Raw genomic sequence first — 6,451 nt, 5'->3', positions numbered from 1 at the left:
CAGATCCAAGGGTGTGGTGCGAAATTGATCCAAAAGCCCAAAAACAGCTAAGAAGCGACGGGACTGGGGATCCAAAACCAACAGGCTGCCGGAGCCGTCCATGAGGATGGCCATGAGCAAAGGCTGACGGGCCAGCTCAGCTCGAGGGTTCTCGATGCGGGTGGGGCTTAGAGTTACTGTGGCTGACTGCGGGATCCCTTGCAGATCGGTTATGCGGTTAACTTGCAAGCTGACCTGGGCAGGAGAAAGCTGGGTGACCGGCTGAGGCGGATCCCCTGCTTGCAAGAGGGCAATGTTGAACTCCATCTCCCCCTGGGTGGTGCTGAAACTGCGCGTCAGAGCCCCGTTGAAGGTCAAGCGCGTTTGGGATCCCAAAGAAGCAGGGTCGATCCCTGTGCTACTGGAAGAGCCACAGCCGGTTATGGAGATCCCCAGCAGGATCAAGACAATTGCCCAGCCAGTTTCTCGGTTTTGGGGTCTGCTAAGCTGCATTGTTGAAACCTGAAGAATATAGCCGATAACACAGACAAGCTTGAGGACAGCAGCGTAAACCTACCATGAGAAGAACTCAGGAGCATCGCGGAGAAAAGAACCCAAGTGTATAAGAAAGTACACTATAAGCTTGTTTTCGGGTCGATTGCTTCTATCGACGACGTTTCTGCAAGCTAATTGCTCTCCTTTAACCTTGGCTAGGAAACCTTCTCTGTCTCCATTTGGGGCAGGGCAGGGGCGACGGCGATTGTCCCTGCAGAGGTGCCTGTAGCCCGCCTGCGGGTGTAAGCTCTAGAGGGATCTCTCTGGGTGAGGAGGACGGTCGGACATGGCGGCCAAGCAACTGAAGTTCTACTGGAGCCCGCAGTACCAAATCTTTAGCTGTGACGGGGCCAAGCTGGAGGGGCACGGCGCCATTCAAACCAATCCCTCGCATGACTTGGTGCATCTGTTTATCGCCGCCAACGGCAATATGCCCTGGCAGCCGGTAGAAAGCCGCGAGCAAACCTGCTTTGCCGAGTACAACGCCGTGCTGCTGGAGCACCTTTTGGTCAACTGCTTCAACGCGGCGGCGCTGGGATCCATGGCCCCAGAGCAGGTTGTTCCGGAGGCGCGCAAGTTTTTGCAGTGGTTTGTTTCCGAGCACTACGCGCCATTTCCGGTCTCTGAAGAAGAGGCTTTTTGTTGCTTTGCAGCACACCTAGATATCGAGCGCATGGTGCGGCTATTCCCCTACTTCTACAGTTTGCGCGCCTGGGAGTGCTTCAGCCCCGATTACCGCAACGAGGTTTACGACTTGGAATTTACTTCCGAAGACGATCCGGTCAGGGAAGCCCCGGAATGGGCGGCGGATCCCAATATCTTGGAGACCCAAGAGCTGGTGCGGCAGAAGCTCGCTGAAGCTGTGGCGGAGGCGAGATCGATCCGGCCCAAGGCGGAGCCCGTTTTCCCGCAAACCTTGTTGGCTTCACCGCTGTTCAATCCCCCAGCCAAGACCAAGCAGAAAAAAGCCGGGCTCGGTTTCAAGCCCACCCCCACCCGTTAATGGTTGATCCTCCCTTCCCGGTCTCATCAAGGGAGAGGGGTTGGGGGCTGACTACTCTGGGCCCACCACCAAGCGGCGGAAGGCCTTCTTGCCCACCTGGAGAACCCGCCCGACCAGGTCAGAAGCGTTGGCAAACTCCAAGTCGGGATCCTCCACTTTTTGTCCGTCCAGCCGCACGGCGCCTCCTTGGATTTGCCGACGGGCCTCGGCGGCACTCTTGCACAGGCCGGACTCGCGCAGGATGTAGCTGAGTTTTGCCGGGTAAGACAAGCCCTCGACGGCAAAGGTGGGGATGGATCCCGTCTCGACGAGATTGCCTTGCAACACCAGGGCTTGGGCGGTGCGCTGCGCCTCTTCTGCCGCTTCAGGGGAGTGAAATTGGGCCACCAGAGTTTTGGCTAGGAGAATCTGGCGCTGACGGGGATCTGCCGGCAGCTCTGAGGGGGGCACCGCCGTGAGCAACTCAAAATACCGCTCCACCAGGTGATCCGGCACCTTCTCCAGCTTGGAGTACATGGTGAGGGGATCCTCGGTCAGGCCCACGTAGTTGTTTTTGGACTTGGACATTTTCTGGTAGCCATCCAAGCCCTCCAGAAGCGGCACCGTCAGGCAAAACTGCGGCGTTTGGCCTTTCCAAAGCTGCAGCTCTCGGCCAACCAGGAGGTTAAAGCGCTGGTCGGTTCCCCCCAGCTCCACGTCGGCTGCCAGGGCCACCGAGTCGTAGCCCTGCAGGAGGGGGTAAAGAAATTCGTGCAAGTACACCGGTGTTCCAGCTTGGTAGCGCTGGGCAAAGTCTTCTTTGGCCAACATCTGCCCCACCGTCATCTGGGCCTGCAGCTCGATTAGCTCGCTGAGGGTGAGGCGGGCCAGCCACTCGCTGTTGCGGCGCACCTCCAGCCGGCCAGGGGTCGCAAAGTCCAAAATCTTGCCAGCCTGCTCCAGATAGGTGCGGGCGTTTTCTTCCACTTCTGCCGGCGTCAGGCGGGGACGCGCCTCCGACTGGCCAGTGGGATCCCCCACCAGCGCCGTAAAATCCCCAATGAGCAAAATGGCCACGTGGCCGGCATCCTGAAACTGCCGCAACTTGCGCAAGACCACCGCGTGGCCCAGGTGCAGATCTGGCCGCGTCGGATCGATGCCCAGCTTGACCCGCAAAGGGCGATCCGTTGTGGCCAAGCGCTCTTCCAGAGCTGCCGCCCCCCCCGGAAAGATCTCGGCCACCCCCCGCTGGGCGATCTCGGCGATGCAGGGATCCCTTGGGGCCGACGAGAGGGCAGTTGGCGATGTCCCTAGAGTTGATTCCATCCCTTGGATCGAGGTGCACCATGAGCCATTTTAAGCCTATCCACCCACCCGGCTTCGCCCCACCCAGAAAGGATCCCCTGCCGGCCCAAGAAGCACCGCCCTATAATGGGTCAGACTTGCGGTCGCTCCGCAACGCTGAAGTGACGGAGTTTTTGACGTGACCTACGGTCGCAGACGCTCGGGGGCTCGCGGCCATCTCTCCCCCCGCTTGGGGTATGGTGAGTACGCCGGCGCGGCCCCACCCACCCGCCCCTCCTGGAGGGCTCAGGTTGCCGCCACGGTGGGCAATCTGTTGCTGGGATCCCTGCTGTTGGGATCTACGGCGACGGCCGCCGGCTTGATGGGGTTGGCCATCAGCTTCCGCAACCTGCCGGATGTGCATCAATTGCGGGACTACGTGCCGGTGGCCACCACCCACATTGTCGATATTCGCGGCGAGCCGATTGCCAGCTTGCATGGGGAAGCCAACCGGGAGGTGATCTCGCTGGACGAGGTCTCGCCGGAGATGAAAAAGGCGCTGCTGGCCATTGAAGATAGCCACTTCTACACCCACCCCGGCATCAACCCGGTCAGCTTGGGCCGGGCCCTTCTGGGCAGCGTTGAGGGGGGCTTGGGCTCAGCGGGAGGCGGCTCCACCCTGACGATGCAACTGGTGAAGAACCTGTTTTTGAGGCCGGAGCGCACCCTCAGCCGCAAAGTAGCCGAGGTCGTGCTGGCGGTGCGGCTGGAGCAGGTCTTTACCAAAGACGAGATCCTGGAGATGTACCTCAACCAGGTGTACTGGGGGCACAACCTCTACGGCATCCAGGCGGCGGCCCGCAGCTACTTCAACAAGGATGCGGCAGAGCTAAACTTGGCGGAAGCGGCGATGTTGGCCGGGATCCTGCCGGCTCCAGAAACCCTCAGCCCCTTCCGTAACCTGGAGGGAGCCAAACGCCGGCAGCGGCTGGTGCTGGATCGCCTGGTGGAGCTGAAGTGGATTACCCCGGAAGAAGCCCAGGCAGCCCGCGAGCAAGAATTGACCTTGGGCCGCATCACCTCCTTCCAGAGCAACGCCCCGGCGGTCACCGACGTCATCGAAGCCGAGCTGCGGCGTCGCTATGGCGAGCAGGCAATTCTCCAGGGGGGGCTGCGGGTGCAGGCCACCATCGACCTGCGGCTGCAACGCTTGGCAGAGCGCATTGTCAACGAAGATGGGCCCCGCATTGGAGCTGCTCGCCGGGCCGACCAGATGGCCCTGGCGGCAGTGGATCCCCGCACCGGCTATGTCAAGGCCCTTGTGGGCGGCATCAACGCCCAACGGGGCCAATTTAACCGCGCCACCCAGGCTTTTCGCCAAACGGGATCCACCTTCAAGCCCTACGTGTACTACGCGGCCCTGGCCAGCGGGCGGTATTCTCCTGGCAGTATCCTGGAAGACACCCCTGTCACCTATCCCGGCTCGCCCCCCTACAGCCCGAAAAACTACGACAACACCTTTTACGGCCCCCTCACTTTTGCCCGCGCCTTGGAGCTCTCCCGCAACGTGCCCACCGTCAAGCTGGCAGATGAGGTTGGGATCCGCAACGTCATCGCGGCAGCCCAGGCCACGGGCATCAGCGCCGAGATGTTCCCCAACCTGGCCACGGCCCTGGGCTCGGCCAGCATCAGCCCCCTGGAGATGGCGGCCAGCTATGCGGTGTTTGCCAATGGCGGCTACCGGGTGGAGCCAACCTTCTTGGCCCAGGTGGTGGATCGCAACGGTCAGATTCTCTTCGAGGCCAAGCCCCAGCCGCAGCAGGTTTTGGATCCCTGGGCGGTGGCTACCCTCAACCAGATCCTCAAGGGGGTGGTGACCCAGGGCACCGGGACCGCGGCCCGTCTTGACGATGGGCGACCGGTAGCAGGCAAAACCGGCACCACCTCCGACTTTCGCGACGCCTGGTTTATCGGCTATGTGCCGCAACTGTCCACCGCCATTTGGATCGGCAACGACAACAACTCCCCCATGCTGCCCGGCACGGCAGGGGGCGCCTTTGTCGCCCCCACCTGGAAGCGCTTCATGGCCGAGGCCCTGCAAGGGATCCCACCCCAAGACTTCCCTAGCCCTCAGCAATTTTCCCCTCCCCGGCCATGAGCAATAGCGAGGAGCGGCTGGCGCGCATTGAGCGCACCATCGAGGCCAATGCCCAGGCCATCGCCCAACTGGCCCGGCAAAACCAAGAGCTGCTGCAGACCATTGCCGGCACCGAAGAGCGCATCGCCAGAGCTGAGGAACGCATCGCCAACGCCGAGGAGCGCGTCGCTAAGGCAGAAGAACGTCTGGAAGCCGAGGTCAAACGCTGGGACGAGCGGTTTTTCCAGCTCAGCCGCGACACCCTCAACTTCACCCGCAATGTGGTTACCATCGCCGCCATCACAGCGGTTTTGATCCCGCTGCTGCGGGATGTCGCCCCCCTGCTGATCGAGCTGCTGCAGCAGGGATCCCGTTAGCCCCCGGTCATCGAAGGGCCCAGGGGATCCCAAAGCGTAATCGTTCTGAGTTACACTAAGACTGCAAAGAAAGGTAACGCCTTTGTCTGGTTTACCCTTAGCCTTGGCCGCGTTCTTTCTTGCATTCCTTGCACAAGACACAGAGGACAGACGATTATGGCTTTTGAACTCCCAGCTCTGCCCTACCCTGCCGACGCCCTCAAGCCCTATATGTCGGCGGAAACCTTCTCCTACCACCACGGCAAGCACCACGCCGCCTACGTGGCCAACCTGAACAAGCTGATCGAGGGCACCGATCTGGCCAATAAGTCCCTGGAAGAAATTATCAAGACCACGTTTGGGGATCCCGACAAAGTGGGCATCTTCAACAATGCCGCCCAGGTCTGGAACCACACCTTCTTCTGGGAATCCATGAAGCCGGGTGGGGGCGGCACGCCGACAGGGCCCATCGCCGACAAGATCAACGCTGATCTGGGCGGCTACGACAAGTTTGTCGAGGCCTTCAAAACGGCAGCGGCCACCCAGTTTGGCAGCGGCTGGGCTTGGCTGGTGCTGGACAACGGCACCCTCAAGGTCACCAAAACCCCCAACGCCGAAAACCCGCTGGTGCACGGCCAAGTGCCCTTGCTCACCCTGGATGTGTGGGAGCACGCCTACTACCTGGACTACCAAAACCGGCGTCCCGACTTCATCAGCGCCTACCTGGAACACCTGGTGAACTGGGATGCCGCCAATGCCCGGCTGGCAGCCGCCTGACTGCCCCTCTTCTGGGATCCTCTGACGGGGGATCCCATCGAGGACTAGCCTTGCCCAGCTCTTTGCCAGGGGATCCTCAGGGATCCCCTTTTTTTCGGCTTAGTCCTTCCCCAAGCGTTCCCGCTCTTCGCGCAGGCGTTGTAGGAAGCTGGGCGTAGGGTTTTGGGCAGGGGTGGGAAAGGCAGCAGCAGGAGGAGCGGCCCGGTTGATGGGGGGAAAGAGGGGGCGATTGCCCGGGTGGGGCGGGAGGGGGGAGCTGGGAATGGGAGTGGGCGGGGGGGCCGGCGCTGCAACGGGCGGAGGCGCAGGGGTGGGTGGCGGTGAAGTGGGCTGGGGTGGGTGGCGATGTGGGCGTGGGTTCGGGTTGAGGATGGTCTTGAG

6 protein-coding genes and 1 pseudogene are annotated in these 6,451 nt (G+C 61.5%); 4 read left to right on the top strand and 3 right to left on the bottom strand.

Annotated features, from left to right (window positions below; translation table 11 throughout):
• On the bottom strand, window positions 1-492 hold a 492-nt coding region (locus NW853_RS05150; RefSeq protein ID WP_414348165.1), incomplete at its 3' end, for a hypothetical protein.
• Between the two features lie 328 nt (window positions 493-820).
• Here NW853_RS05150 and NW853_RS05145 point away from each other — a divergent pair.
• A complete protein-coding gene (locus NW853_RS05145; protein ID WP_414335511.1) occupies window positions 821-1,537 on the top strand; it encodes a hypothetical protein in 717 nt (238 codons plus the stop codon).
• A gap of 51 nt (window positions 1,538-1,588) precedes the next feature.
• On the opposite strand, the gene tyrS is transcribed toward NW853_RS05145, so the two are convergent.
• On the bottom strand, window positions 1,589-2,842 hold the full coding sequence (gene tyrS, locus NW853_RS05140; protein ID WP_414335509.1) for a tyrosine--tRNA ligase: 1,254 nt from the start codon (window positions 2,840-2,842) through the stop codon (window positions 1,589-1,591).
• 157 nt (window positions 2,843-2,999) lie between these two features.
• Between tyrS and NW853_RS05135 the strand changes: the two genes are divergently transcribed.
• From NW853_RS05135 to NW853_RS05125, 3 genes are all read left to right on the top strand, one after another.
• Window positions 3,000-4,958: a transglycosylase domain-containing protein gene (locus NW853_RS05135; RefSeq protein WP_414348162.1), complete on the top strand. Its 1,959-nt coding sequence runs from the start codon at window positions 3,000-3,002 to the stop codon at window positions 4,956-4,958.
• Window positions 4,955-5,314 carry a hypothetical protein gene (locus tag NW853_RS05130; RefSeq protein WP_414348159.1) on the top strand — a complete coding sequence of 120 codons (360 nt, stop codon included), beginning with the start codon at window positions 4,955-4,957 and terminating at the stop codon, window positions 5,312-5,314. Before NW853_RS05135 ends, NW853_RS05130 begins: the two co-directional genes overlap by 4 nt.
• Before the next feature lie 156 nt (window positions 5,315-5,470).
• Entirely contained in the window at window positions 5,471-6,070 is a 600-nt protein-coding gene (locus NW853_RS05125; RefSeq protein ID WP_414348157.1) for a superoxide dismutase, read from the top strand.
• Window positions 6,071-6,169: 99 nt separating this feature from the next.
• Here the strand turns inward: NW853_RS05125 and NW853_RS05120 are convergent.
• Window positions 6,170-6,451, bottom strand: a pseudogene (locus tag NW853_RS05120) (serine/threonine protein kinase); the annotation flags it as partial.

Source organism: Synechococcus sp. H55.11 (assembly GCF_047462475.1).
Taxonomy (GTDB): Bacteria; Cyanobacteriota; Cyanobacteriia; order Thermostichales; family Thermostichaceae; genus Thermostichus.
This window is presented reverse-complemented; position numbering and strand designations above follow the sequence as displayed.